26 protein-coding genes are annotated in these 24,731 nt (G+C 62.4%); 12 read left to right on the forward strand and 14 right to left on the reverse strand.

Annotated features, from left to right (window positions below; genetic code table 11):
- Positions 1-89 precede the first annotated feature (89 nt).
- From BLT09_RS06645 to rpsI, 5 genes are all read left to right on the forward strand, one after another.
- Positions 90-545, forward strand: a complete 456-nt coding sequence (locus tag BLT09_RS06645) for a PaaI family thioesterase (protein ID WP_091591495.1) — start codon at positions 90-92, stop codon at positions 543-545.
- Positions 546-595: 50 nt separating this feature from the next.
- A complete protein-coding gene (locus BLT09_RS06650) occupies positions 596-787 on the forward strand; it encodes a type II toxin-antitoxin system HicA family toxin (RefSeq protein ID WP_091591847.1) in 192 nt (63 codons plus the stop codon).
- Between the two features lie 19 nt (positions 788-806).
- Positions 807-1,205 (forward strand): type II toxin-antitoxin system HicB family antitoxin, encoded by a 399-nt coding sequence (locus BLT09_RS06655; protein ID WP_091591496.1) that lies wholly within the window; start codon positions 807-809, stop codon positions 1,203-1,205.
- 280 nt (positions 1,206-1,485) lie between these two features.
- Positions 1,486-1,950 (forward strand): 50S ribosomal protein L13, encoded by a 465-nt coding sequence (gene rplM, locus BLT09_RS06660; RefSeq protein ID WP_091591498.1) that lies wholly within the window; start codon positions 1,486-1,488, stop codon positions 1,948-1,950.
- 1 nt (position 1,951) lies between these two features.
- The gene (gene rpsI, locus BLT09_RS06665) at positions 1,952-2,434 is read left to right on the forward strand and encodes a 30S ribosomal protein S9 (RefSeq protein ID WP_023798354.1); all 483 of its coding nucleotides are present in this window, start codon (positions 1,952-1,954) and stop codon (positions 2,432-2,434) included.
- A gap of 74 nt (positions 2,435-2,508) precedes the next feature.
- Here rpsI and BLT09_RS06670 read toward each other — a convergent pair whose 3' ends face one another.
- Entirely contained in the window at positions 2,509-3,417 is a 909-nt protein-coding gene (locus BLT09_RS06670; RefSeq protein WP_091591500.1) for a LysR family transcriptional regulator, read from the reverse strand.
- Positions 3,418-3,514: 97 nt separating this feature from the next.
- On the opposite strand from BLT09_RS06670, the gene BLT09_RS06675 reads away from it, so the two are divergent.
- Positions 3,515-4,387: an aldo/keto reductase family oxidoreductase gene (locus BLT09_RS06675; RefSeq protein WP_091591503.1), complete on the forward strand. Its 873-nt coding sequence runs from the start codon at positions 3,515-3,517 to the stop codon at positions 4,385-4,387.
- Positions 4,388-4,660: 273 nt separating this feature from the next.
- Here the strand turns inward: BLT09_RS06675 and BLT09_RS06680 are convergent, their stop codons facing one another.
- Entirely contained in the window at positions 4,661-5,719 is a 1,059-nt protein-coding gene (locus BLT09_RS06680) for a glycerophosphodiester phosphodiesterase family protein (RefSeq protein WP_091591505.1), read from the reverse strand.
- Positions 5,720-6,125: 406 nt separating this feature from the next.
- On the opposite strand from BLT09_RS06680, the gene speB reads away from it, so the two are divergent.
- Genes speB through BLT09_RS06695 form a run of 3 tightly spaced genes read left to right on the forward strand, consistent with a single transcriptional unit; the run spans position 6,126 to position 8,936 of the window.
- On the forward strand, positions 6,126-7,133 hold the full coding sequence (speB, locus tag BLT09_RS06685; protein WP_091591507.1) for an agmatinase: 1,008 nt from the start codon (positions 6,126-6,128) through the stop codon (positions 7,131-7,133).
- A 30-nt stretch (positions 7,134-7,163) separates the two neighbouring features.
- Positions 7,164-8,096 (forward strand): N-acetyl-gamma-glutamyl-phosphate reductase, encoded by a 933-nt coding sequence (gene argC / locus BLT09_RS06690; protein WP_091591509.1) that lies wholly within the window; start codon positions 7,164-7,166, stop codon positions 8,094-8,096.
- Positions 8,097-8,936, forward strand: coding sequence for an aminoglycoside phosphotransferase family protein (locus BLT09_RS06695; protein WP_091591510.1), 840 nt, complete (start codon positions 8,097-8,099; stop codon positions 8,934-8,936).
- Here the strand turns inward: BLT09_RS06695 and BLT09_RS06700 are convergent.
- Positions 8,926-10,017, reverse strand: coding sequence for a COX15/CtaA family protein (locus BLT09_RS06700; protein WP_091591848.1), 1,092 nt, complete (start codon positions 10,015-10,017; stop codon positions 8,926-8,928). The two genes, BLT09_RS06695 and BLT09_RS06700, sit on opposite strands and share 11 nt — an antisense overlap.
- 152 nt (positions 10,018-10,169) lie before the next feature.
- Between BLT09_RS06700 and BLT09_RS06705 the strand changes: the two genes are divergently transcribed.
- Positions 10,170-10,388, forward strand: coding sequence for a DUF2842 domain-containing protein (locus BLT09_RS06705; protein WP_091591512.1), 219 nt, complete (start codon positions 10,170-10,172; stop codon positions 10,386-10,388).
- 200 nt (positions 10,389-10,588) lie between these two features.
- Here the strand turns inward: BLT09_RS06705 and BLT09_RS06710 are convergent, their stop codons facing one another.
- From BLT09_RS06710 to BLT09_RS06750, 9 genes are all read right to left on the reverse strand, one after another.
- Positions 10,589-11,737, reverse strand: a complete 1,149-nt coding sequence (locus tag BLT09_RS06710; RefSeq protein ID WP_091591514.1) for a response regulator — start codon at positions 11,735-11,737, stop codon at positions 10,589-10,591.
- 13 nt (positions 11,738-11,750) lie between these two features.
- Positions 11,751-12,116 carry a response regulator gene (locus tag BLT09_RS06715; RefSeq protein WP_091591515.1) on the reverse strand — a complete coding sequence of 122 codons (366 nt, stop codon included), beginning with the start codon at positions 12,114-12,116 and terminating at the stop codon, positions 11,751-11,753.
- Entirely contained in the window at positions 12,113-14,221 is a 2,109-nt protein-coding gene (locus BLT09_RS06720; RefSeq protein WP_167366351.1) for a sensor histidine kinase, read from the reverse strand. The genes BLT09_RS06715 and BLT09_RS06720 overlap by 4 nt, the downstream gene beginning before the upstream one ends.
- On the reverse strand, positions 14,187-14,681 hold the full coding sequence (locus BLT09_RS06725) for an SCO family protein (protein ID WP_139172535.1): 495 nt from the start codon (positions 14,679-14,681) through the stop codon (positions 14,187-14,189). The genes BLT09_RS06720 and BLT09_RS06725 overlap by 35 nt, the downstream gene beginning before the upstream one ends.
- Positions 14,682-14,770: 89 nt before the next feature.
- A complete protein-coding gene (locus BLT09_RS06730) occupies positions 14,771-15,781 on the reverse strand; it encodes an ABC transporter substrate-binding protein (protein WP_091591520.1) in 1,011 nt (336 codons plus the stop codon).
- Between the two features lie 47 nt (positions 15,782-15,828).
- Positions 15,829-16,836, reverse strand: coding sequence for an ABC transporter substrate-binding protein (locus BLT09_RS06735; RefSeq protein WP_091591850.1), 1,008 nt, complete (start codon positions 16,834-16,836; stop codon positions 15,829-15,831).
- Positions 16,837-16,887: 51 nt separating this feature from the next.
- Positions 16,888-17,280 (reverse strand): substrate-binding domain-containing protein, encoded by a 393-nt coding sequence (locus BLT09_RS06740; protein WP_091591522.1) that lies wholly within the window; start codon positions 17,278-17,280, stop codon positions 16,888-16,890.
- Positions 17,281-17,327: 47 nt separating this feature from the next.
- Complete coding sequence (locus BLT09_RS06745; protein ID WP_139172537.1) at positions 17,328-18,392, reverse strand: ABC transporter substrate-binding protein; 1,065 nt, start codon at positions 18,390-18,392, stop codon at positions 17,328-17,330.
- 438 nt (positions 18,393-18,830) lie between these two features.
- Complete coding sequence (locus tag BLT09_RS06750; RefSeq protein ID WP_091591526.1) at positions 18,831-19,886, reverse strand: polysaccharide deacetylase family protein; 1,056 nt, start codon at positions 19,884-19,886, stop codon at positions 18,831-18,833.
- 91 nt (positions 19,887-19,977) lie between these two features.
- On the opposite strand from BLT09_RS06750, the gene BLT09_RS06755 reads away from it, so the two are divergent.
- A complete protein-coding gene (locus BLT09_RS06755) occupies positions 19,978-21,201 on the forward strand; it encodes a GNAT family N-acetyltransferase (RefSeq protein WP_091591527.1) in 1,224 nt (407 codons plus the stop codon).
- A 42-nt stretch (positions 21,202-21,243) separates the two neighbouring features.
- Here the strand turns inward: BLT09_RS06755 and BLT09_RS06760 are convergent, their stop codons facing one another.
- The gene (locus tag BLT09_RS06760; RefSeq protein WP_091591529.1) at positions 21,244-21,615 is read right to left on the reverse strand and encodes an endonuclease domain-containing protein; all 372 of its coding nucleotides are present in this window, start codon (positions 21,613-21,615) and stop codon (positions 21,244-21,246) included.
- 57 nt (positions 21,616-21,672) lie between these two features.
- Positions 21,673-23,907, reverse strand: coding sequence for a GumC family protein (locus tag BLT09_RS06765; RefSeq protein WP_091591531.1), 2,235 nt, complete (start codon positions 23,905-23,907; stop codon positions 21,673-21,675).
- Positions 23,908-24,166: 259 nt separating this feature from the next.
- Between BLT09_RS06765 and BLT09_RS06770 the strand changes: the two genes are divergently transcribed.
- Complete coding sequence (locus BLT09_RS06770) at positions 24,167-24,730, forward strand: polysaccharide biosynthesis/export family protein (protein ID WP_091591533.1); 564 nt, start codon at positions 24,167-24,169, stop codon at positions 24,728-24,730.
- Position 24,731: the final 1 nt, after the last annotated feature.

The raw sequence follows: 24,731 nt of genomic DNA on the forward strand, positions 1-24,731 counted from the left end.
CCATGGAACAAAAGAACTAGCACGGTGCCGATTGAAGAACAGGCTTAAGGCGTGTTTTCTCAGGCCACGGCACATACAGGAAACCGCCTATGCCTGCGCAAAAAAATCTTAAGCCGGTGCTGACCGCGGCGCAGGTCAATGCACTGATGGAGACCGTCTACCCGCAGCTCAACGACAAGTTCACCTTCTACGAGGCGATCGAGGTGTTTGCGGGCGGCTGCACGGTGCGCCTGAATGCCGACGAGCGGCATTTGCGCCCCGGCGGAACCGTTTCCGGCCCGTCGCTGTTCACGCTGGCTGACATTGGCGGCTATGTCTGCGTACTTTCGCATGCCGGGCCCGATGCGCTTTCGGTCACCACCAATCTCAACATCAATTTCGTCCGCAAGGCCGAGGCCGGACCGATCGACGGCCATTGCCGCATCCTGAAGCTGGGCAGGAGCCTGATGGTGTTCGAAATCGACATCGTCGCCGGACCGGATGGACACACGGTGGCGCACGCCACGGGAACCTATTCGATCCCGCCGAAGCGGTCGCCATCTTGACAATTGCATTTCCGGTTGATGTGTATATATGTGCGCATAGGTGACCTTTGCTGGAACGTGACAGCCGCAAGATCGTGAAGCGTCTCAAGGAGGACGGTTTCGAACTGATTTCCGTACGCGGCTCGCATCACAAATTCCGAAGGGGCGAGATTGTGTTGATCGTTCCGCATCCCGAGAAGGATCTGCCAACCGGTACCGCTCGCGCGATCGCCAAGCAGGCAGGCTGGATAAGGACGAGCTGAAGCGTCCTGGAGATTGCAAATGAAGAACTATTTCGCATTGGTCGACAAAGATCCCGACAGCGCATTCGGCATCCGCTTTCCGGACATTCCCGGCTGCTTTTCGGCTGCGGACGCGGCGGAAGACATCGTGCCCAATGCCGTTGAAGCCTTGCAGTTGTGGGCAGAGGATATGCCCGTTCCAGAGCCGTCCAACCACGAAGCGATTGTCGCGCTTCCGGACATACGCAACGCGCTCGCCAAAGGAGCCTATCTGGTCTCGGTGCCGCTCATCGATAATGACAGCGCCGTCGTCAGGGCAAACGTGACTTTCGAGCGCGGCGTTTTGCGGGCGATCGACATCGCAGCGCGCGAACGCGGCATAACGCGATCTGCGTTCCTCTCCAGCGCGGCCCGCAAGGAGATCGAGGCAAAGCACTAAGGCCAGCTTCGGCACCGCAATTAACACTAGATCAATGTGGTAAAATAATACCTGTTATTCAATCCTTTGTTTTTGCTTCAGTTTTTGCGCTACTTGCCTTTTTATTCGCCTTGACGTGATACTCCCCCTCGCCTATAAGCCCTCACGGAACAGCGGCCCGCAAAGGCCGCCGTTTTGTTATTGGCGGCGGGCGAGCGCCCGGCGTCAATTCAAGCAGCAAGAAACGCCTTCCCTTTTCGTTCGTGAATGGGGGAAGGTCCGAACCGAAAGCAACAAATCCATGACAACCTTTTCGCAGAAGCCTGCGGATGTGGTGAAGAAGTGGGTGCTGATCGACGCCGAGGGTCTCGTCGTCGGCCGTCTCGCCACTGTCATCGCCAATCATCTTCGCGGCAAACACAAGCCCACCTTCACCCCGCATGTCGACGACGGCGACAATGTCATCGTCATCAATGCCGACAAGGTGGTGTTCACCGGCAAGAAATTCACCGACAAGGTCTATTACTGGCACACTGGCCATCCCGGCGGCATCAAGGAGCGCACCGCGCGCCAGCTGCTCGAAGGCCGTTTCCCCGAGCGTGTCGTTGAGAAGGCCGTCGAACGCATGATCCCGCGTGGTCCGCTCGGCCGTCGCCAGATGAAGAATCTCCGCGTCTATGCAGGCACGGAACATCCGCATGTCGCCCAGCAGCCCGTCACGCTCGACGTGGCCAAGCTGAACGCCAAGAACAAGAAGGTTTCGTAAAATGGCTGAGCTTTCCTCGCTCGCAGAACTCGGAACTGCCACCGGCAACACCAACACGCAGCCGGCTGCACCCGTCCATGTCCAGAAGCTCGACAAGTCGGGCCGCGCCTATGCCACCGGCAAGCGCAAGAACGCCATCGCCCGTGTCTGGGTGAAGCCCGGCTCCGGCAAGATCGTCGTCAACGACAAGGTGTTTGCCGAATATTTTGCGCGCCCGGTCCTGCAGATGATCCTCAACCAGCCGATCATCGCCGCCAACCGCGCCGGACAGTACGACATCGTCGCCACGGTCATCGGCGGCGGCCTTTCCGGCCAGGCCGGTGCGGTGCGCCACGGCATCTCCAAGGCGCTGACCTATTACGAGCCGGCGCTGCGTCCCGTGCTCAAGAAGGGCGGCTTCCTGACCCGCGACAGCCGCGTCGTCGAGCGCAAGAAGTACGGCAAGGCGAAGGCCCGCCGCTCGTTCCAGTTCTCGAAGCGCTAAGCACTGCTTCAGCTCCAGAGAGTCGAAACGGCCGCCTCCGGGCGGCCTTTTCTTTTGATGAACCTGGCCCAAATTTAGGAACGATCGGCCGGTACCTTGATGAAGTCGATAAACGCCCGCAACGGCGCCGGCACGAGACGCCGGCCGGGATAATAGAGGAACGGCCCGGGGAAGCTCTGCCACCAAGGTTCGAGGACGGGTTCGAGCGCACCGCTCTCAAAGTGAGGGCGAAGCCAATCCTCGAACAGGCTGACAATGCCGGTACCGGCGATGGCTGCATCGACGGCGAGATCGGCCGCTCCGCCCAGGGTCACGAGAAGCGGCCCCGTCGGATCGACCCGCACCACCTCGCCGTCGCGTTCGAATTCCCATGGCGGCATCGCCCCGCTGGCGAAGCGGCCGCGCAGGCAGGCGTGGCCGAGCAGATCGCGCGGGTGTTGCGGCCGGCCGTGGCCATCAAGGTAGGCAGGGCTGGCGGCGGTGGCAAAGCACTGATGGCGCGGTCCGATCGGCACCGCGATCATGTCCTGTTCCAGCCGCTCGTCGTAACGGATGCCGGCATCGCAGCCTGCCGCCAGGACGTCGACAAAGCTCTCCTCGGCGATCACCTCCAGCCGGATGCCGGGATAGGCAGCGAGAAAACCCGGGACGATGCTGGGCAGCACCAGCCGCGCCGCGCTGACCGGCACGTTGAGGCGCAACGTACCTGCAGGCCTGTCGCGAAAGCCATTCACAACGTCGAGGGCCGATTCCACCTCGGTCAAGGCAGGGCCGAGCCGAGCCAGCAAGCTCGCGCCCGCTTCGGTCAGGACGACGCTGCGGGTCGTCCGGTTGAGCAGCCTGACACCGAGCTGCGTCTCGAGGCGGCGCACCGCCTCGCTCAAGCCCGACGCACTGCCGCCGCTGGCGCGGGCGCCATCGCGAAAACCCTTGGCCCGCGCTACGGCGACGAAGGCGTTGAGGTCTCCGAGGTCGATCTTCATTGTTCGACATTCCGTACAGCCCGTGCGGAATGTACCCAATTATCGTGAGATCGGACAGCGCCTATCTCCAGCCTCACATCTTGAACGGAGATAGACCATGTCCAGCATTGACCTTTCCGGCACGTTCACTCTCGGCGACCGCACCGTGAAGCGGCTCGGCTACGGCGCCATGCAGCTCGCAGGAGCCGGCGTCTTTGGTCCGCCCAAGAACCATGGCGCGGCATTGGCCGTGCTGCGCGAAGCTGTTGCGCGCGGTGTCAATCACATAGACACCAGCGATTTCTATGGGCCGCACGTCACCAATCTACTCATCCGTGAAGCGCTCGCGCCCTATTCCGACGATCTGACGATCGTCACCAAGATCGGTGCCCGTCGCGGCGCGGATGGCTCGTGGCTCCCGGCCTTCTCGCCCGAAGCGCTGACGGAGGCGGTGCACGACAATCTGCGCAATCTCGGGCTCGACGTGCTGGACGTCGTCAATCTCAGGATCATGTTCGACGCGCATGGCACCGCCGAAGGGTCGATCGAGGCGCCGTTCACTGTGCTGGCCGAGCTTCAGCGGCAGGGCCTGGTGCGTCATATCGGGCTCAGCAATGTCACGCCGGCACAGATCGAAGAGGCGCGACGGATCGCCCGGATCGTCTGCGTGCAGAACCAATACAACCTGGCGCACAGGGGCGACGATGCCTTGATCGACCAACTCGCCCGCGACGGTATCGCCTATGTGCCGTTCTTTCCGCTCGGCGGCTTCAACCCGCTGCAGTCGTCTACCCTGTCCCGCGTCGCTCAGCGCCTGGACGCCACGCCCATGCAGGTCGCACTCGCCTGGCTGCTCGGTCGCGCGCCCAACATCCTGCTCATCCCCGGCACGTCCTCCGTTGCGCATTTGCGGGAGAATCTTGCCGCGGCCGAACTTGAACTGCCGGAGGATGCCCTGAGGGAGTTGGACGGCGTGGCGATGGCGGCATGAGGATTGGCGAAAGCGGCAACGAGCCAATCTCGCCATGATCGACAGGCTGGCGGGACAGCGCCCTGGACAGCGCCCCCCTCTGCCCTGCCGGCATCTCCCCCACAAGGGGGGAGATTGGCCTTCATAAATGATTTCGCCAACCACCAACCTTGCAAAAAGGACGCTGTCAGCGAAGCGCTTCGCTCCTTGCTTTGCCCTAGGATGACGAAGGTGTGATGGGATGTGGCTAATCGCCAGCGTCACTCAAAGAACCAAATCCCCTGTGCAGAGGAACTAATTGATGCTCGCCGTATTCGCCGGCTCCGCCGGCCGCGCCGCATCCGAATAGGGCACGCGATAGCCGTTTGCCGCCAGCCAGTCGATCGCCGCTTTCGGCTCGTCGGTCTGGATGATGGTGGCGCCGCGCTCGGCCCAGAAGCCGTAGGTCTCGCGCGGCAGGCTGGCGAACACCGCCAGTTCATCGCCGCGACCGCCGGCAAGGAAGCCGCCCGGCTTGTTGACGATGGCGTAGGTATTGGCCCAGATGTGCCAGTCGCCCCTTATCGCCGCGGCGCGCATGCGCGGGCTGAACAGCGGACCGCCGGTCTCGGTCAGCGTCTCCGCGCCGTCCCGCCAGTTGATCATCTCGACCGCGCGCGGCGAAAAGGCGCCGCTGACTTTCTCGGCGAAACCGGCGTCGCGAACCGCGTCGTCGGCAATGATCGGCATGAATTGGAAACCGCTGCCGATCGCGCCCATGGCTGCCTTGACAGTGGTGATCCTGGCCGGGTTCCACAGGTTCTCCTTGACGATCACCTGTTCGGCCATGCCAAGGTCACGCGCCACCGCGATCATGCCGGCCAGGCTGTCGACGTCGAGCTTGTTGTCGATGTTGACGAGGATCCTGTCCCTGGTCGCCATCAGCATCTCGCGCAGCGTCGAAACCGGCTCGTCGGTGACGGCGCCGGTGCCCTCGATCACCAGCCTGCAGGTTTTGAGTTCGGCCAGCGTGCGCTTGACCACCTCGCCCCTGCAGTTCGTCGTGCGGTCGAGCCAGCTGTCATGCATGACGACGAACTCGCCGTCCTTCGAGCGCCTGACATCGACCTCGACGATTTCGGCGCCAAGCGCGATCGAGGCCTCGAGGGCGGCGATCGAGTTTTCGGCAAAGAGCGTCTTGCGGGCCTGCAGGCTGCCGGCGCGGTGTGCCGCCACCATGACATGGTCGCGCCACTGGTTGGCGTGTTCGAAGCGGTCGAGAATCTGCTTGGCGCGTGTTTCGCCAGCCAATGCCGAGCCAGTGAACAGCACCGAAGCGGCGGCAAGCACAAGTTTCAGCCAGGTCGTTCGCATGAGAATCGCTCCTACCGGATGCAAACCCGGATAAGCGACGCGCGTGACAGCCCAGTGAACGAAGCCGGCTTCGCAAATGCCGGAAAGTCAGGTCAAATGCCGGCTGAAGCGGCTGTTCTTCAATCTCGACTTGCCGAGATCGATGCCGCCGTCCTGGCGGTCGGTGGCCGGCTTGGCGTGCTGAAATCTGCTGCGTTCCCCGGCTGACAACCATCCCGCGCAAGGACCGCTGGCTACTTTCGGTTGTATTCATGCAAATCTACGCAAATTCCGGGTTGGCCATGCGGGCTCACCTGGCAAGCAAGAAGTTGTGACCGAGCTCGAACGGTCATGGCCCTCGGAAGGGGTCGCATTTCCTGGAATTATATCCAATAAGGTTGCGCCTCGATGCACAGGAGACCGCTTCATGCCGAACACCAACATCGACCACGCCTTCACCGCCCGGGCCAGGACGGGTGCGTCCTTCGAGCCGACCTATGCCGGCGCGCTGTCGTTCATGCGGCGCAAATACACCAAGGACGTGAAGGGCGCGGACGCGGTGGTGTGGGGCATCCCCTTCGACGCCGCCGTCACCAACCGGCCGGGCGCGCGTTTCGGACCGCAGGCGATTCGCCGCGCCTCGACCATCCTCGACAACGACCCGCAATATCCGTTTTCACGCGATCTGTTCGAACATCTCGCCGTGGTCGACTATGGCGATTGCCTGCTCGACAGCGGAAACCACCAGAAGACGCCGGGGACGATCGAGCGCGAGGCGGCAAAGATCCTGAAATCCGGCGCCTTCCTGCTATCGCTCGGCGGCGATCATTTCGTCACCTGGCCGCTGCTCAAGGCGCATGCCGCCATCCACGGTCCGCTGGCCTTGGTGCAGTTCGACGCCCACCAGGACACCTGGCCGGACGACGGCAAGCGCATCGATCACGGCTCCTTCGTCGGCCGTGCGGTCAAAGAGGGAATTATCGATCCCGACCGTTCGATCCAGATCGGCATCCGCACCCATGCGCCCGACACCTTCGGCATCAAGATCCTGTACGGCCACGAAATCGAGGACATGCGCGCGTCCGATATCGCCTATTCCATCGTCGACCGCACCGGCGGCAAGAAGGCCTACGTCACCTTCGACATCGATTGCCTCGACCCGGCCTTCGCCCCCGGCACCGGCACACCGGTCGCCGGCGGGCCGTCCTCGGCAAAAATCCTGTCGGTGCTGCGCCAGATCAATCAGCTCGACATCGTCGGCGCCGATGTCGTTGAGGTTGCGCCGGCCTATGATCACGCCGATATAACGGCAATTGCCGGGTCGACGGTGGCCATGCACTATCTCGGGCTGCTGGCGGAACGAAAGGCCCGGCTCGAAGAGATGAACAACGGCAATCACATTGTTGCCGGATTGAACCAGGCAAGTGGCATATAACTACGAATTATCAGGGATTCAGGCAGGCAAATGAAACCGAAAATCTTCATCGACGGCGAGCACGGCACCACCGGTCTCCAGATCAGGACGCTGCTTGCCGAGCGCGGCGACCTGGAGATCATCTCGATTCCGACCGAGCGCCGCAAGGAACCGGCAGCCAGAGCCGAGTTCCTCAACGCCGCCGATGTCGCGATCCTGTGCCTGCCGGACGCAGCCGCGAAAGAAAGCGTCTCGCTGATCAACAACGACACCACGAGGGTTATCGACGCCTCGACCGCGCATCGCGTGGCAGAAGGCTGGGAATATGGTTTTGCCGAAATGGACAAGGGTCAAGCGCGCAAGATCGCCTCGGCGAAGCGCGTCACCAATCCGGGCTGCTGGCCGCAAGGCCCGATCGCGACGCTCAGGCCGCTGGTGGCGGCCGGGCTGTTGCCGCCGGATTTTCCGGTCACCGTCAACGGCATTACGGGCTATTCGGGCGGCGGCCGGCCGATGATCGAGGACTATGTCGCCAAGGGCGAGGAAGCGTCGGAATTCCTGCCCTACGGGCTGACCCTGCAGCACAAGCATGTGCCGGAGCTCAGGACCTATGCGAAGCTGTCGCATGATCCGATCATGCAGCCGGCGGTCGGCAATTTCGCGCAAGGCATGATCACCGTGGTGCCGCTGCAACTCGGCGGTCTCGACTATGTGCCGACCGGCGCCGAGCTTCATGCGGCGATCGCCGACCATTTCGCCGCCATCGATGGCGGCGTGGTCGAGGTGGCGCCCTATGCGCATCTGGAGCGCGTGCCGGAGATCGATCCGGAAATCTACAACGGCACCAACCGGATGATGCTCCATGTCTTCGCCAACGACGACAGGGCCCAGGCGCTGCTGCTCGCCGTCTACGACAATCTCGGCAAGGGCGCCTCGGGTGCTGCCGTGCAGAACATGGATCTGATGCTCGGCCTCAAGCTTTGAATGGACGCTCCGGCATTGCCAAGCCGCTGGAACGTCGACGCGCCAGAACTGATTGCCGAGACGTTCAGCAGTCGCATCTGGAAGGTTGTTCGCGAGGACGGCTCGCCGGCGATCGTCAAGGCCCTCAAAGCTTTCGAGGACGTCGAGGACGAGTTGCGCGGCGCCCATTTTCTCGCCTGGCGGCGCGGCGAAGGCGCGGTACGGCTGCTCGGCCGCGACGGCCACTGCATGCTGCTCGAATATGCCGGTGAAACCTTGCTGTCGCAGGTTCTCGCCGAGCAGGGAGACAACGCCGCTACAGCAATCGCGGCCGAAGTGATGGCAAGGCTGTTTTCGCCATCCGACCACCCTGTCCCGCCAGATCTTCAGCCGCTGCGGGTGCGGTTTTCCAGTCTGTTCAACAAGGCGAGGATCGATCGCGAAGCCGGCGAAAAGAGCCTCTACGTCGAAGCGGCTGCGACCGCGGAACGGCTGTTGGCCGATCCTGTCGAGGTGCTGCCGCTGCATGGCGACCTGCATCACGACAACATCATGCACGGAGCGCGCGGCTGGCTGGCGATCGATCCGAAGGGCGTTCTCGGCGATCCCGGCTTCGACGCGGCGAACATGTTCTACAATCCGCTCGACCGCGACGAGCTTTGCCGCGACCCCCGGCGGATTGCCGACATGGCCGAGATTTTCGCCAGAACGCTCGGCCAGACGCCGCCAGCCATCCTGGATTATGCCATCGCCTATGGCTGCCTGTCGGCGTCATGGTATCATGAAGACGGCAATGCGATCGACGAAAGCCGCGAATTGTCCATTGCCACGGCGATCAAGACGGTGCGGCTCAGCCTCTGACGGCGATCTGGTTAGGCATGGGATAAGCGCCCTTGGTGCCGCGCCAATGCGCTGCGGCAAAGCCCAGCAGGACAAGCGCGAAAGCCTGATGCATCAGCGCCATGTGCAGCGGCACCTGCATCAGCAGCGTGCCGATGCCGATCAGGGCCTGCAGCAGCACCAGCACAAACAGCAGCATCGCGCGGCGCGCATGGGTGGTGCCGGGCTGGCGCCGGTGCGTGGCGATCATGTGCCAAAGTGCTGCGACTGACATAGCGTAGGCGCCGAGCCGGTGGATGAACTGGACCGTCTTCGGGCTCTCGAAGAAGTTGCGCCATGCCGGCTCGAGGATCAACAGGTCGCCGGGGATGAGCTTGCCGTCCATCAGCGGCCAGGTGTTGTAGCTCAGGCCGGCATCGAGCCCAGCGACCAGCCCGCCGAGATAGATCTGGATCAGCGCCAGCAGCACCAGAAGGCCGGCCAGACGCTGGGTCGAGCGGTCGGCCGCGGGCTCGGAATGCGGGGCCAACCCCCGAGCGACCACCATGGTCGCGGTGAAGATCAGCGCCGCCAGCGTCAGATGCGTCGCCAGCCGGTACTGGCTGACGGAGACGCGGTCGACCAGCCCGGACGCCACCATCCACCAGCCGATCGCGCCCTGCAGGCCGCCGAGAAGAAGAATGCCCAATAATTTCGGACCAAGACCGCGTTCGATGCGGCGCGTCGCCCAGAAAAACACCAGCGGCACGGCGAAAACCACGCCGACACCGCGCGCCAGGATCCGGTGCAACCATTCCCACCAGAAGATCGACTTGAACGCTTCGAGGCTCATGCCCCTGTTGAGCTCGGCATATTGCGGGATCTGCTGGTAGCGCTGGAATTCCTCCTGCCATTCGGCGTCGTTGAGCGGCGGGATGATGCCGTGGATTGGCTTCCATTCGGTGATCGAAAGCCCGGATTCGGTGAGCCTGGTGGCGCCGCCGACCAGCACCAGCACAAACAGCACCAGGAGCACGACGTAGAGCCAGCCGCGCACCAGCGCCCGGTTGCGCAGGTCGCGGTCGCGGGCCACGAAAGGAGCGGCAGCTGATATGGCAGCCATGGTCTTGTCCCGGCAGGTTGCAGTCGCGGATTGGTGAACCATCGCAATCCAACTGGCAAGACCGGACAGCGCGGCACGCCGTCGCGCCGCTTCTTGGCTGTTGCGTGCCTCTTCCGTTGGGCCTAAGCGATAGGGATCAACCGGATCGCGAAATGCCCATTCGCCTGAGAAAGCTGATCGGAACAATCCTGCTGGTGGCGCTGGTCATCGTCTATGCGCTGGTCGCATCGATCGTGGCGGTTGCGCAACTGGCGGAATCGGGACCGTTGGCGCATTTCCTGTTCTTCCTGCTCAGCGGCATGCTCTGGGTGCTGCCGGCCATGGGCATCATTAAGTGGCTGATCCTGGAGCCGCCGCGGCCGAAGAACTGAGGTTTGCCCGCCCTAGATGGTGAAAGCCTGACGCCCGAGGCAGCTCAGGATGGTTTTCTGCCTGCCGCGTCGCCGATCGGAACGCACAGGCGGTGCCAAGAGTTGCCGTTCGCTTGCTGCCGACGGAACGACTGCTTTCCACCGTTGCGGTCACTTCATGCCGTCGTTCGGTCCGCCCGCGAGTCGGGCTGCGTTCGTCCCTAACTTGACCGGCCAAGCCACCGGACAACTTCGTAAGCCAGCATAGGGCGGCGAAACCCCTTCAGGGTCAGTTCGCCAACTGGAACGGATTCGACCAATGATTCGACGGCACCAAGAACCCGTTGGCTGACGAGAATCTGGCGAGACCTGGCCTCCTCGCATAATCGGGCCGCGTGGTTCGACACAGTGCCGATCACCGCATAGTCCGCGCGCTGATCGAAACCGATCCGCCCGATGGTGGCGTGGCCCCGGGCGATGCCGATTCCGAAGCCTAGCAAGTAGTCCCGTTTGCGCCATCGCTCCGAATGCTCGTCAATTGCGTCACGCATCGCCGCGGCCATTGAGACAGCCCTCTCGGTGTGATCGGCACAGGGTAGCGGATCATTGAAAACCACAACGATGCCGTCGCCCACGAACCGCTCCAAAGTCCCGTCGTGACGGACGATTTGTTCGCCAAGACAGGAATGATACTCGCCAAGCACCGTCATTACCTCCTCGGGCTCGGCAGTCTCGGCGAAGGCTGTAAAGCCGCGCAGATCGCAGAAAACGACGGTCACCTCGCGACGGTGGCTTTGAAGAAGCGCGTCGCCATTCCCCGCTGCAACAATAAGGTCGGCGACCTGCGCGGGCAGAAACCGTCGGAGCCGGCCCATCCGCTCGATCTCCGCAACCTGCTCCGCCACTGTTTGTTCAAGAGAGCGATTCCATGCAGCCAATTGCGCTGCCTGATGCTCGAGGAGCCGCGTCTGGCTCTCGACGGTATCGTAAAGCGCCTTCTGGCGCAGCATCGACCGCACGCGCGCCACCAGGGCCCTGTGGTCGAACGGCTTGGTTAGATAGTCGTCGCCGCCGGCATCCAATCCCTCGACCACATCCCGCGTATCGGCTTTTGCGGTGACAAGGATGACCGGGATCGATCGCAGCGAAACGTCTGCCTTGAGCATGCGCACAACGCTTATCCCGTCGAGCTTCGGCATCATGATATCGAGGAGGATCAGGTCGGGCTTGAGGCTGCGCACCTTCCCAAACGCCTCTTCGCCGTCCGCAGCTGTCACCACTTCGTAGCCGTTCGCCTCGAGGCGCATACGCAGAATTTCGAGATTTTCCGGCGTGTCGTCGACGGCGAGAATGCGAGGCGGATCGTGCAAGGCCCTGTCTCCTTTAGGAAAGCAACTCGCGGATCTTGGCAAGCAGCTGGCGCGGACTGAATGGCTTGGCAATGTAGCCATCGCACCCGGCAGCAAGGGCTTTCGCCTCATCGCCCGACAACGCGTAGGACGTGACGGCGATTATCGGAATGTGCCGGAGCGCCGGGTCAGCCTTTATGCGGCGAGCAGCTTCATACCCGTCCATCACGGGGAGCTGAATGTCCATGAGGATCAGGTCCGGCTTCTCTGCTGCGGCAGCGACGACGCCGGCGGCACCGTCCGCGGCCTCGATCAGTGTGTATTCGGTGGTGGCGATGAGATCGCGCACGATCTGCCGGTTGTCCTCGGTGTCTTCCACCATCAGGATTCGCTTGCTCATGCTGCCTTCACATCCTCTCCCACCCGGATCGGTATTCTCATGCGGAATGTCGAGCCTGAACCGGGCACGGACTCGACGCCTATGGTTCCACCATGCATTTCCACGATACGCTTCGAGATCGCCAGGCCGAGACCGGTGCCACCCTTCTGCCTGGTGCTGCTGCTATCGACCTGTTGAAATTCATCGAAGATGAGCACCTGGTCTGTGGGGGCAATGCCGGGACCCGTGTCGCGCACGATGATCTCGAAGTGCCCGTCGACTGCATCGGCACGGATGTCGATCGCGCCCCTCTCGGTGAACTTGACGGCATTGCCGGCAAGATTGAGCAGGACCTGGGTCAGGCGCCGTTCGTCCCCGCGGCCCAGCGGAAGATTTTCGGCAACGGTCGCAGCGAGCGAAAGCCCTTTTGAACGCGCCAGCGGCTCCACAGCTGTAATGGTCGATCGAACAATTTGCCCAACGGAATAATCCTCCAGCGCCAGCGTGAGCTGGCCCGCTTCGATCTTTGAGAGATCGAGCACATCGTTGATGAGCCCCAGGAGATGACGGCCGTTTGCCTGCACGCGCGCAACCGTCGTTTTTGCCCTGTCCGGGAGCTCGCCGTAAATGCCGTCGACCAGCAATTCGGTGAAGCCCAGAACTGAATTGAGCGGCGTCCTGAGTTCGTGGCTCATATTCGCGAGGAATTGAGACTTATGGCGGCTGGCTGCCTCCAGCTCCCGGCCTTTTTCCTCTATCTCGCGGAACAGCTTGGCATTCTGGATTGCGAGCACCGATTGCGCTGCGAACGTCTCCAGCAGATGAACGATTTGCTGGTCGAATTCACCTGACTTGCGGCGCCTGACGACGAGCGCGCCGACGATCTTGTTCGGCCTGAGCAGCGGAACCACCAGAACGCTGCGATATCCGGCGTCGAGGACGATCTTCTGAGCGGGAGAGGGTGTTCCTTCGCTGAGATCGGGTACCTGGACGGGCGCGCGGCGCCGTGCGGCGTCGCCGATCCCCTGATCGTTCAGCCCGATGGCCTGATCGGAAATTGCGGCAATGAGCTCGTCGCTCATCCCATAGGTTGCGCGGGAGCGGAATTGTTGCCTGGTGCTGCTGAACACATAGATAGTGCCCGCATCCGTGTCCGAGAGTTGAACCGCCTTCGCCACGATCGTCTGTAGCACCGTGTCGAGATCGAGCGTCGAATTGACCGCCTTGCTGACTTCCCCGAGCGCCTCCAGTTCGCCGACCGAGCGTGCAAGCTCGGCCGTGCGCGCCTGCACCTCTTGGTAAAGCCGCCCCAGCTGCTCGGAGGTTTGGTTGACATTGCCGGCGAGCACTCCAAGCTCGTCCCGATTGACGACGGTGACCTGTTGGGCAAAGTCGCCGGCTGCGATCTGGCGCAGACGCGTTTCGATCTTCTTGACCGGCTCAATCAACGACCATGAGATGATGTAGCCCAGCCCCAGCGCCAGCAGGATGCTGCCCACCGCAAAGGAGACCACGATCAGTCGGGAGCTCCCGTACGCCCCCTCGGTCGCTTCGATTGCCGCCACCATGTCGGCTTCGGCCGTGTTGACCAGCTGGTTCGTCAGCCGCTCGAGGCGGTCGGCCAACGGCATGATCTCAGTCTGCTGAACCGTACGCGCCTCCTCAGTGCGGCCGGCGCGGATGAGCTCCACGACATGCGTCACCCCGGCCGTAAACCGATCGTACTCTTGCCGGACCTGGCCGAGCACTTCCGCCTCACTTTCGGCGACGAACTCCATGCGGTCGAGGTCGTAGCCAAACTGGTTGAGCTGGCGCAGCGCCGCATCCAGCATCCGGTCGTCCTGAAGCAAAAGTGCGGTCGAGATGCTGTAGAGTTGGTTTGTCGTATCGTGCTGCACCTGGCGGTAGGCTGCGATCCTACGCTGCAGCTTGATCAACTCATTTGTTTGATCGTTGACCCCGCTCAACACCTGCAACCCGACAGCCCCGAGCACGATCAGCAGGCCAACGATTGACAGGAAGGCGACCAGCAGCTTGGTCTGGACGCGCGCCGGCAGCCGCGCAACCCAGCCGACCAGCCGGTTCGTGATATTATTTGGATTCGTCCAAGAGGCTGAGAAGGTCACCCCGGAACTCCTCCAGGTCGAACCGAACGCCGAGATACTGTACGCGCAAGATGCCATCCGGGTCTATGAGCGACGTCAGGAATGTGTGATCGACGTCTCCCTCCGCCATCTTCCTCGCGAAGATGCCGTACTTCCGTCCGACCTCGCGGATGATCGTCGGATCGCCGGTAAGAAACGCCCAGCCGTCCAGATCAGCGCCGAAATCCTGTGCATATTGCTTCAGCACTTCGGGCGTATCGTGCTCCGGATCGACGGTGATCGAAACGAAGGCAACCCTGGGCCCGAACGCAGAACCTAGCTTGTCCTGCACGTACGCCATGTTGGCCGTCAGCATCGGGCAGATGTCAGTGCAGGAAGCATAGATGAAAGTGACGGCGACCACCTTCCCGCGAAAGTCGCGAAGCGACACGCGCGCGCCGTCCTGCGATATCAGGTTAAAATCCGGTGCCGGTCCGATCATCGGAAGGCGCTGGTCGTGCGGCGCGTCATGTGCATGCGCCGGCCAGGAAAACAGAGCCGCCAGCAACAGAATACGTGCCGGCCACCCGCTCACGTCTTCAACTCGCGCTTCAACTCGTCGACGAAGCGCCAGTCCGTTCCGTTGGCGATGATCTTCCGGGGGCTCGATTCGATCATGCGATTTTCGTGCAGCCGCAGCGAAAAGAACCGGATCGAATCCTCTGGATCGAATTCCCGCCAGGCACTGTAGCGGATTTCCCGGAGCGCCTGGAGGGCATATTCATAGTGCGCGGCGTATCCCCTATCGACCATGAGACGCGCTGCACGCTCGGGGTGGGACGTGCACAGATCGGCAGCCCTGAAGATGGCGCGCAGCACGCGCTTGGTCGCGACTGGATAGTCCTCGACATATTTCGTGCTGCTGGCCAGCATGCAGCAGAAATACTGCGACCACGGAGGGTCGAGGACTCCGCTGACGATCGAATGGCCGATCTTGCGGGCGCGCAGCTCCTGACATTCGGTTCCGAAGCCCAGGAAGGCATCGACCTTGCCGTCGATGAAAAGCTGCATCGGCTGAGCTTCGGCACTGATGACCCAATCGATATCCCGGCGAGGGTCGAGGCCCACATGGGTCGCCATCGCGCTCACGAACAGATAGGGATCCGATTTCAGATTTTGGCCCACACCGATGCGCTTGCCTTTCAGGCCGAGGACGCTGGTGATGCCTTCATGCGCGAAAAGTTCGTAGCAGCCGGCATGCAGTCCGCCCAGCACCTTGACCGGAGTGCCGGCATCGATTGCGATGACGAACGCACTGGCGAATTCAAACCCGAAATCCGCTTCGCCGTTTGCCATTTTCATCGGCGTATTGACGCCCGCATCCACGTCCACATAGGTGAGGCCGGTAAAGCCGTCGGCGCGCAACAGTTCCTCGGCGAGGTAGAGAGGTGCGTTGCAGGTGGCGGGGGTATGGGTGAAGCGGACGGTGGTCGTATCGAGCAGGGCATTCTCGGCGGATGAATTGCGACCGCCGGCAAGTCCAACGGCACCGATTGCACTCATACCGGCTAAGAAGCGGCGGCGGTTCTGGATGACCTGCATTTGGACGCTCCCTTCCGCGGATACGGCACTGCGTGCCGGCCCCACGCTTACATTTTCAGCTCGCGTTTCAACTCGTTGAGGAAGCGCCAGTCCGTTCCGTTGGCGATAATCTGGTGGGGGCTCGTCTTGATCATGCCGGCCTCATGCAGGCGCAAGGCGTAAAACCGTACGGTGTCCTCGGGCTCGTATTCGCGCCACTTGCCATAAGGCACTTCATTCATCGTCTGCAGGGCATAGTCATAGTTGGCGGTGAACCCGTTATCGACGATCTGTTGCGCGACGCGCTGCGGCTCTGCGACGCAAAGGTCTGCCGCCTTGAGAATGGCGCGCGAGACGCGCTTGGTGGCGACAGGGTTGTTCCGAACGAACTCGGCATTGCCCGCCAGCATGCAGCAGAAGTACTGCGACCAGGGAGGATCGACAGCACTATTTACGACCACATGGCCGATGCTGCGGGCGCGCAGCTCCTGCGGATCGGGTGGAAGGCCAAGGAATGCATCGATTTTGCCCTCAACAAAGAGCTCCTTTGGCTTGATGGATGGACTGGCAACCCAGTTGATGTCCCTCACAGGGTCAAGCCCGACATAAGTGGCCATACTTGCCAAGAACAGGTGGGGCCCTGATCCTATACTTGGCACGCCTACGGTCCTGCCCTTCAGGTCCGTGATGCGGTGGATCCCTTCGCTCCCGAAGAGCTCGAAGCATCCCGTGTGCACGCCGGAAACCACCGTGATCGGTATTCCAAGATCCATCGGCACGATGAGATTTCCCGCGTAGTTCAGGCTAAAATCCACCTCGCCTGCTGCAATACTCTTCGTCGTTGCGTCACCTAGCTCAACTGCAACATAGCGAACTTCGGTAAAGCCCTCTGCGTGCAGCAACTCCTTGGCGGCGTACTGTGGCGCCATGCAGATGGCAGGGAGTTTTGCGAGCCGGACCGTGGTCGTTTCGAGACCGCCCTCTTCGGCACGTGAATTTCGGGTGCCGACAACTCCGGCGACTCCTGCCGCCGCCATATTGGCCAAGAAGCGGCGTCTGCTTTGGACCTTCTGCATGGATATCTCCATCGTTAGCTTCGGCCAACGGGCAGTCGAGTCATCCGCGGGTCAAATCTGATGTCGGACTGAATCACTGAACGCGCATCCACTCGGCCGCCCCTTCAGTTTGTTGGAGCGAGTTGCTGTGCCGGCATCGATTGCGATGACGAACGCACTGGCGAACTCAAACCCGAAATCCGCTTCGCCGTTTGTCATTTTCATCGGCGTATTGACGCCCGCATCCACGTCCACATAGGTGAGGCCGGTAAAGCCGTCGGCGCGCAACAGTTCCTCGGCGAGGTAGAGAGGTGCGTTGCAGGTGGCGGGGGTATGGGTGAAGCGGACGGTGGTCGTATCGAGCAGGGCATTCTCGGCGGATGAATTGCGACCGCCGGCAAGTCCAACGGCGCCGATTGCACTCATACCGGCTAAGAAGTGGCGGCGGTTCTGGATGACCTGCATTTGGACGCTCCCTTCCGTGGATACGGCACAGCGTGCCGGCCACACGCTCACAGTTTCAGCTCGTGCTTCAACTCGTCGAGGAAGCGCCAGTCCGTTCCCTGGGCGATAATCTGTTGCGGGCTCGACTTGATCATGCCCGTCTCCTGCATTCGCAGCGCATAGAAGCGGACCGAATCCTGGGAATCGTAACCTCGCCACCTGTCGTGCTGGGCCTCTTTCAGCGTTATCAGAGCGAGGTCATAGCTGGGCAGAAAGCCTCGATCGACGAGTTCGCGCGCAGCCGATGACGGATCCGACGCGCAGAAATCGATGGACTTCAGGATGGCGCGCAATATGCGCTTGGTCGCAGCAGGGTACTTGTCCACGTAATCAGTCCTGCCGGCGACCATGCAGCAGTAATATTGTGACCAGGGCCGGTCGACGGCGTTGCTGATGATCGTGTGGCCGATCTTCTTCGCGCGCAGGCCGGGCAACTCGGTGATGCCGGCGAGGAAGGCGTCGACCTTGCCTTCGATGAAATCCTGCATCGGAGAGATGCCCAACACCCATTCGATCTCGTGAAGGGGATCAAGCCCAACATAGTTGACCATCAAGCTGAGAAAGACATGCGGGTGGTCGTTGAACGCCCAAATCCCGACCCGTTTGCCCTTCAGGTCGGCAATGCCGTTGACGCTGTCATTGCCCCGCAGTTCCCAGCAGCCTGTGTGCACGCCGGTCAGGATTTTGATACTTGCCCCTGATTCGATGCTCCGGATGTGCATCGACGGCATGTTGAAATCGAAATCCGTGACGCCGGCGGTAAGCCACTCGGTGTTGTCGACGTTGGTGTCGCCTTGCACGTAGCGGATATCGGTCAATCCGTCGGCGCGCATCAACTCGCCCGCGAGATAGAGCGACGCCCAGCAATAGGAGCCATCGATCCACCGCCCCAGACGGACGGAAGTCGTTTCCGGCGGTGGCTCCCCCGCAGCTTTGGATGGACGAATGTTGAAGAGTTGCGCTCCGCCGGCCGCCGTCAAGCCGGCCAGGAACGTGCGGCGATTTTGAATGATCTGCATGGGATCGCTCCCTCTCCCGAACTGCAAACGACAATTCCGGTCGGAACCGAGCAAAAAGAGGTTCCGGCAGAGGCAGATAGTCTCGTGGGCGCGCCGAACAGCTGCAGGTTGGAGCGCGCCCAGTCTGATGCGGGAGTCTTGCGCTCTCAGTCGCCGGCCCCGTGAGGTCCCAGCCAGCGATACGCAACTATACTCCCGATTGGCGCGCGTAGCGAGGGTAAAGCTCACTCAGCCTCAAACGACTATCCTTTACGCTGCCGCTGCTCCGCCAGACTAGCCCATCTGTCAGCCTACCGGTCGCGACCTCGCGCTGGCACAGTCTCTTCTTGCGAAAGAGACCTTCGACAATAGGGCGTTGAACGTCCGCCCTGATAGTCGATTCAGACCTTGGGCGGACGGTTCGGGAATGACCGCCTTGGGTCACGACGTTCCCTTGACCTCCCATCAGGGATGGTCCGCAAAGGGTTTGCCCTCCACCGGAGTGTCTCACCGCTAGATGGTGACGAGCATCTTTCCGGCGTTGGCCAGCGGCGTCGTCACGCCCGACAGCATCGTGCGGATATGGGCAACGCTCTGATAGCGACCGTTGACCGAAATACGCGGCAGCGCGTGCAGGAAACCGGCATGTTCGGCGCGCAGCACGCCGTGGCGTGTCGTCACCGCCGAGACATAGCCGGCGTCGCGGGCAAAGCCGACTTCGCGGTCACCAACGGCGCTGGCATAGCCATAGGGATAGGCGAAATGGCGCGGCGCCTTGCCAAGCTCGGCCTGCAATATGCCCCTGACGTCGTCGACCTCGTGCCGAGCATCGGCTTCGGAAAGCCGCTTCAGATTGCGATGATTGACGGTGTGCGCGCCGATCGTCACCAGCGGATGCCCTGCCATGGCGCGGATCTCGTCCCAGTTCATCAACAGGTTCTGGCGCGCGCCCAACTCGATACCGTTCGTCCGCGCCAATTCGCGCAGCACCGCGCGCTGGTCCTCCTCGCGGACCTCCAGCGTCAGATAATCGTGCAGGCGCGCAAAGGCCTGGATTTTCTTGCCCGGGGTCGAGCAGTCGATCGTCACCGGACCGTTCGCTGTCGTCAAAACCAGCCGGTTGCGCGCGCTGACGATGTCCTCGACCACCTCCCACCATAGATCGGCGGCGCCGTTTATCAGCCCCGGCGCGACATAGATGGTGATCGGCGCGCCGTGCTTTTCCAGCACCGGCAGCGCCTCGGTCATGTTGTCGCGATAGGCGTCGTCGGCGGTGATCGCCGCGAACTGGCCACCCTTGCCGCCGGCCTTGATGCGCTCGATCGCCTCGTCCAGGGTGACGAATGCATAGCCGTGCGCCTTCATGTCGGCGATGACAGCGTCGAGGAACTCAGGCGCGATGTTGAGATGCCGGTTGACGCTATCAGGCTTTTCCGGCGTGGCGGTGACCCGGTGCAGCATCAGGATGGCGCCGATGCCGCCGACGAACGGCTTGGCCATCGGGGCAAGACCGGTATAACGCACGACGTTGAGCGCCAGTTTCCGGATTGCCTCGCCCCCGTCGATCATTCATTCACCTTTTGCGCCTAGGCTCATCCAAGCACGGAATGCGCCTATGCGCGCCCCCAATCGCGGTGAATACGCCCTAAAGGATTGAGGTATGGTTGACGCCACCGCGTCATTTGACGGCAATCGGCTCGAGGCCATGCAGGCGGCGCCGCGCGCGGTACCTGCGGATCATGGCGGCCTGTCGGTGTCGGTCGCCGACGGTGCGGCACTTGCGGCCTATGCCGAGTTCTGCGGTTCGGCGTTGTTCGCGCCGGCGCAGAGCCCGGCCTGGATCCTGAACTGGGCCAGACATGCCGAAGCGGACACCGTCTTGGCGACGCTGAGTGCTGACGGCCGGCCGGTTTTTTGGTTGGCGCTGGAAGTCACCAGCCGCGGTCCGTTACGCGTCGCCCGTTTCATGGGCGGCCGTCATGCCAACGGCAATTTCGCCGCCGCCGACCCGTTCTGGCTGACCAGGGCGGATGGCGCGGCGATCCGCTCGATGCTGGCGGCGATCGCCAGGGCGCGGCCGGACATCGACCTTGTCTCGCTGGAACGGCTGCTGCCCGATCTCGACCGCGTTGCCAATCCGCTTCTGTCCCTCCCGCATTTTCCCAGCCCCAACCTGTCGCTGGCCGTCGACCTGGCGGGAGGTTTTGATGCCCTGCTCTCCCGCGCCAGCGGCAAGCGCAGGCGCAAGAGGCACCGCTCGCAGGCGCGCAAGTTTGGGGCCGTCGGCAGCCACCGCCGCATCGAGGCCCGGACGGCGGACGAGGTGAACAGGCTGCTCGATGCGTTTTTCGAGATGAAGGAGTTCCGCTTCCGCAAGATGGGCATCGCCAACGTCTTCGGCGAGCCACAGGTTCGTGCTTTCTTCCGCGCCTTGTTCGTCGAAGCGCTCTGCGACGACACGCCGTCCTTCGTGCTGCATGGTCTCGAAGTCGCCGGCAAGCTTCGCGCTGTCACCGGATCGAGCCGCTCGGGAAAACGCCTGATCTGCGAATTCGGAGCGATCGCCGACGACGACCTTGCCCATGCCAGCCCCGGCGACTTCCTGTTCTTCGACAATATCGAGGAAGCCTGCGAGAAGGGGTTCGATGTCTATGATTTCTCGGTCGGCGACGAACCCTACAAGCGGCTGTGGTGCGATATCGAAACCCGGCATTTCGAGGTCCTGGTTCCGCTGACGGCAAAAGGCCGCGCGCTGGTGTTTGTCCTGCGGCAGGGCGCGCGCCTGAAAGCCTTCGTCAAGAACAGCCCGACGATCTGGAAGCTGACCAAGATGCTGCGCCGCAAGGCGGCCGGGCAGGCAGCACCAGCAGAGGACGACAGCTGAACGCTGCCGAGATTCCGGGAAGTAAGTGATTTAGCTCCCCTATTACCGCCACGGCTGCAAACTCTGGTCGCCGACATAAGCGATGATGGTATCGCAGACGGCGTTCAAATCGCGCGGCACGTCGTCGTTCCAGAAGCGCAGCGCACGAAAGCCCCTCGCCTTCAATTCGGCGTCTCGCTCCCGATCATAGTTTGAATCCGCATGCTGGCTGCCGTCGATCTCGACGATCAGCCTGGCCTCGGCGCAAACGAAATCGGCGATGAATCTGCCGATAGGAACCTGACGCCGGAATTTGATGCGGTCGAGCCTGCGTCCGCGCAGCTCGTGCCACAGGCGGTCTTCCGCCTCCGTTGACTCGCGGCGCATCGAGCGGGCGAAACGACGTTTGGTCGGAGCGACGGGCTGATGCGGCATCGGGCGAGATTACTGCAAACTCTGGTCGATAACGTTCAAGAGAATTATCGAACTGTCTCAGGCGGCGGAGCGCCGTCCGGGTAGCGGCGTCCCTGGCGTCTGATGGCCGACCGGCGTCACCAGCGTCAGGTCGGGATAGCCGCTCTCGATCAGTTCGACCGCGGCCTGCGCCACCTCGTCGTTCGGCTCCAGCAGCGACAGGAAGACTTCTGTGCCCTCGCCGACAAGGCGGCTGATGCCTTGCGCGTCGGTGGGTCCGCATTCGACCACGACCAGATCGTAGGCGGTGGTCAGCGACTGCATGATGATCGGCAGTCGGTCGGCGGCGCGCATGGCGCGAACCGGATCGGCGTTGCCGACGGGAATGACGTGGCAGTCCGAATAGAGATCGGCATGGATCACGTCGCTGAACTGCGCTTCGGAGGCGAGCAGATCGGTGATGCCCGGGAAAAGCCTGCTGTCCAGCGTCGGCCGCGAAGCGGCGCCCGAAGCGGTGAGATCGAGCAGGAGCACGCGCAGGCCGGTGTCGGAAACCTCACGCGCCACCAGCACCGCCGAGGCGGCCGCCTCGTCGCCTTCCGGCGACACGAATATGGCGCGTGCCGCACCGCTTGTGATCAGTTTCTCCACCGCCTTGTCGATTTCGACCTCGCCAAGGCTGCGGCGCGCCGGCCCGACGTCGTCACCAGTTGCCGGGCCAGTTGCTGGCGCCGCGGCAGCCGCTTGCGGCTCTGCCTGGACTTCCGCCATCCGATCCCCAAGGTCTTCGATATCGGCCGATTCCTGATTGGGTGGCTCGTGATCGGGCGGTTCGTGATCGGACGGTTCGTGATTGGGCGGTTCGCGGGCAACCGGCATCGCGACCTGTTCGATCCGCTCGAAGCGGGCGCCGGCGGCCGGCCGCATGGCGCGACCCGAAAACAGCTCTTGCAGAAGCGTCACGATCGCCATGACCAGCAGCGAGCCGACGAACGCCGCACCGATGATCGGCAGGATTTTTGGATAATAGGGTTGGGACGGCGCCACCGCGCGGGAAAAGACACGGGCGTCGACCGGCGGATAGTTGCTGTCCTTGCGCGAGGACGCCTCACGATAACGGGTCAGATAGGATTCGAGCAGCTGGCGCTGGGCGGTCGCTTCGCGCTGCAGCGCGTCCAGTTCGACCTGCTGGTCGCCGGCGCGCGCCGATGCGGCCTTTAGCGTGTTGACGTCGGCGACAAGCTGGTTTTCGCGGGCCTGGGCGGTCTGCGCCTGCGTCATCAGCCCTGTCATGATTTTTTCCGCCTCGTTGCGGATCTGGCGGTCGAGATCGGCAAGCTGCGACCTCAGCGCCCGGATTCGCGGATGATTGTCGAGCAAGGAGGTGGAAAGGTCGGCGATGTTGGTCTTGAGCTCGACCTGCCGCTCGCGCAGCCGCTGGATCAGTCCAGACGACAGCACCTCCGGTACCGCATCCAGCGAGCCGCCATTCTGCAGCGCCCTGCGCACGCTGTCGGCAGTCGCTGCCGCCGAGGCGCGATTGGCCCGCACCCGCGACAATTCGCTGGACAGTTCGGAAAGCTGTTGCGTGGCGAGCACCGAATTGTTGCCGCCCATCAAAAGATCGGACTGGGCGCGGTAGCTTGCCACCTTGGCCTCGGCATCCTTCACCCGCTTCGACAGGTCGGCGATCTCCGGCGCAAGCCAGTCGGTTGCGGCGGAATTCGATTCGATATTGGCATTGCCCTGGACGGAGATGTAGGCGTCGGCGATGGCGTTCGGGATTGCGGCGGCGAGCCGGGGATCTTCCGAGGAGAATTCGATGACGATAACGCGAGATTTTTCAACGCGATAGACGTTGAGCTTCTCACGCATCTTCGTCAGCACGCGTTCTTCCGGCGGAATCTCGTTGGGGTCGCTCTTCAGGCCGGCGACGACAAGCAGACGGCTCAACGCCGGCATATCCGCCGTCTCGTCGAACTCGGGCAGCCGCGACAAATCAAGCTTCTGCGCCACCTGCTTGAGGATGTCGGTCGAGGAAATGACCTCGACCTGGCTAGTCACGCCTTCCTCGTCGAGTATAGGCTTGTCGTTGTCATTGGTGCCGTCGGGGCGCGTGTAGACCGATTCGCGCGTTTCGATCAAAAGCCGGGTTTCGGCCCGGTAATGCGGCGTGGCGAGCCAGGTGAGCGCGAACGCCAGGCTGGTTACAACCAGCGCGACGACAAGAATGCGCAGCCAATTCCTCGCAAGGCTGGCAAAGAGCTGCCTGAGATCGACGTCGACATCTGCGGCCGCGGATTGAACGGACATGCATCCTGCTCCGGTATTTTAGTCAGTATACACCGTAAACAAATATGGTAACTCAGCCGTTAATATTACGGTAAGCAACCTGTCAGGTTTTACGCGCACGCGGCAGCTAAAAGCACCGGAACCGGCCGCCTGTTGTCGGTTGCCGTCGCTTCGGCCGCCCGCCTTTACCGGCCATTAACCCTAACCGGATGATAACGGGCCTCGATCTCCAGCGTTTGCCGCGGTGTAGCGGCGGCCAGTCGAAGGTACATGTCCGGTCATGAAAAGCACTGCTCCCCTGTTCCGTGCGCTGCTCGCCGTGTCATTGCTTGCCGGTTGCTCCAGCTACCGGCCGGCGCCGGCGGCCTTTCATAAAATGCTCGATCAGCCCTATCGCCTCGGCGCCGGCGACCGGGTCCGCGTCACCGTATTCGAGCAGGAAGGATTGACCAACGTCTACAGTGTCGACCAATCCGGCTATCTGTCCATCCCGCTGGTCGGCGCCGTGCCGGCGCGCGGCCACACCGCACAGCAACTCGAAGGCGAGATCGCCGACAAACTACGCCAGGGTTATCTCCGTGATCCGGACGTTTCGGTCGAGATCGACCGCTACCGGCCGATCTTCATCATGGGCGAAGTCGGTGCTGCGGGCCAGTACTCCTACGTTCCCGGCCTGACCGTGCAAAAGGCGATTGCCATCGCCGGCGGTTTCAGCCCGCGCGCCAACCAGGGAAGCGTCGACATCACCCGCGACATCAACGGCAAGGTCATGACCGGCCGCGTTGCCACCTCCGACCCGCTTCTGCCCGGCGACACGGTCTATGTTCGCGAACGCCTGTTCTAGA

Origin of the sequence: Mesorhizobium muleiense (assembly GCF_900099905.1) — a bacterium.
Taxonomy (GTDB): Bacteria; Pseudomonadota; Alphaproteobacteria; order Rhizobiales; family Rhizobiaceae; genus Mesorhizobium; species Mesorhizobium muleiense.

Coding starts and splice junctions, on each gene's coding strand:
- BLT09_RS06755 (WP_091591527.1), top strand. CDS start 19,978: ATGGTTGACGCCACCGCGTCATTTGACGGCAATCGGCTCGAGGCCATG.
- BLT09_RS06765 (WP_091591531.1), bottom strand. CDS start 23,907: ATGTCCGTTCAATCCGCGGCCGCAGATGTCGACGTCGATCTCAGGCAG.
- rplM (WP_091591498.1), top strand. CDS start 1,486: ATGACAACCTTTTCGCAGAAGCCTGCGGATGTGGTGAAGAAGTGGGTG.
- rpsI (WP_023798354.1), top strand. CDS start 1,952: ATGGCTGAGCTTTCCTCGCTCGCAGAACTCGGAACTGCCACCGGCAAC.
- BLT09_RS06670 (WP_091591500.1), bottom strand. CDS start 3,417: ATGAAGATCGACCTCGGAGACCTCAACGCCTTCGTCGCCGTAGCGCGG.
- BLT09_RS06730 (WP_091591520.1), bottom strand. CDS start 15,781: ATGCAGGTCATCCAGAACCGCCGCCGCTTCTTAGCCGGTATGAGTGCA.
- BLT09_RS06740 (WP_091591522.1), bottom strand. CDS start 17,280: ATGCAGGTCATCCAGAACCGCCGCCACTTCTTAGCCGGTATGAGTGCA.
- BLT09_RS06705 (WP_091591512.1), top strand. CDS start 10,170: ATGCCCATTCGCCTGAGAAAGCTGATCGGAACAATCCTGCTGGTGGCG.
- BLT09_RS06770 (WP_091591533.1), top strand. CDS start 24,167: ATGAAAAGCACTGCTCCCCTGTTCCGTGCGCTGCTCGCCGTGTCATTG.
- BLT09_RS06735 (WP_091591850.1), bottom strand. CDS start 16,836: ATGCAGAAGGTCCAAAGCAGACGCCGCTTCTTGGCCAATATGGCGGCG.
- BLT09_RS06750 (WP_091591526.1), bottom strand. CDS start 19,886: ATGATCGACGGGGGCGAGGCAATCCGGAAACTGGCGCTCAACGTCGTG.
- argC (WP_091591509.1), top strand. CDS start 7,164: ATGAAACCGAAAATCTTCATCGACGGCGAGCACGGCACCACCGGTCTC.
- BLT09_RS06760 (WP_091591529.1), bottom strand. CDS start 21,615: ATGCCGCATCAGCCCGTCGCTCCGACCAAACGTCGTTTCGCCCGCTCG.
- BLT09_RS06725 (WP_139172535.1), bottom strand. CDS start 14,681: ATGATCGGACCGGCACCGGATTTTAACCTGATATCGCAGGACGGCGCG.
- BLT09_RS06675 (WP_091591503.1), top strand. CDS start 3,515: ATGTCCAGCATTGACCTTTCCGGCACGTTCACTCTCGGCGACCGCACC.
- BLT09_RS06645 (WP_091591495.1), top strand. CDS start 90: ATGCCTGCGCAAAAAAATCTTAAGCCGGTGCTGACCGCGGCGCAGGTC.
- BLT09_RS06655 (WP_091591496.1), top strand. CDS start 807: ATGAAGAACTATTTCGCATTGGTCGACAAAGATCCCGACAGCGCATTC.
- BLT09_RS06680 (WP_091591505.1), bottom strand. CDS start 5,719: ATGCGAACGACCTGGCTGAAACTTGTGCTTGCCGCCGCTTCGGTGCTG.
- BLT09_RS06700 (WP_091591848.1), bottom strand. CDS start 10,017: ATGGCTGCCATATCAGCTGCCGCTCCTTTCGTGGCCCGCGACCGCGAC.
- speB (WP_091591507.1), top strand. CDS start 6,126: ATGCCGAACACCAACATCGACCACGCCTTCACCGCCCGGGCCAGGACG.
- BLT09_RS06695 (WP_091591510.1), top strand. CDS start 8,097: ATGGACGCTCCGGCATTGCCAAGCCGCTGGAACGTCGACGCGCCAGAA.
- BLT09_RS06715 (WP_091591515.1), bottom strand. CDS start 12,116: ATGAGCAAGCGAATCCTGATGGTGGAAGACACCGAGGACAACCGGCAG.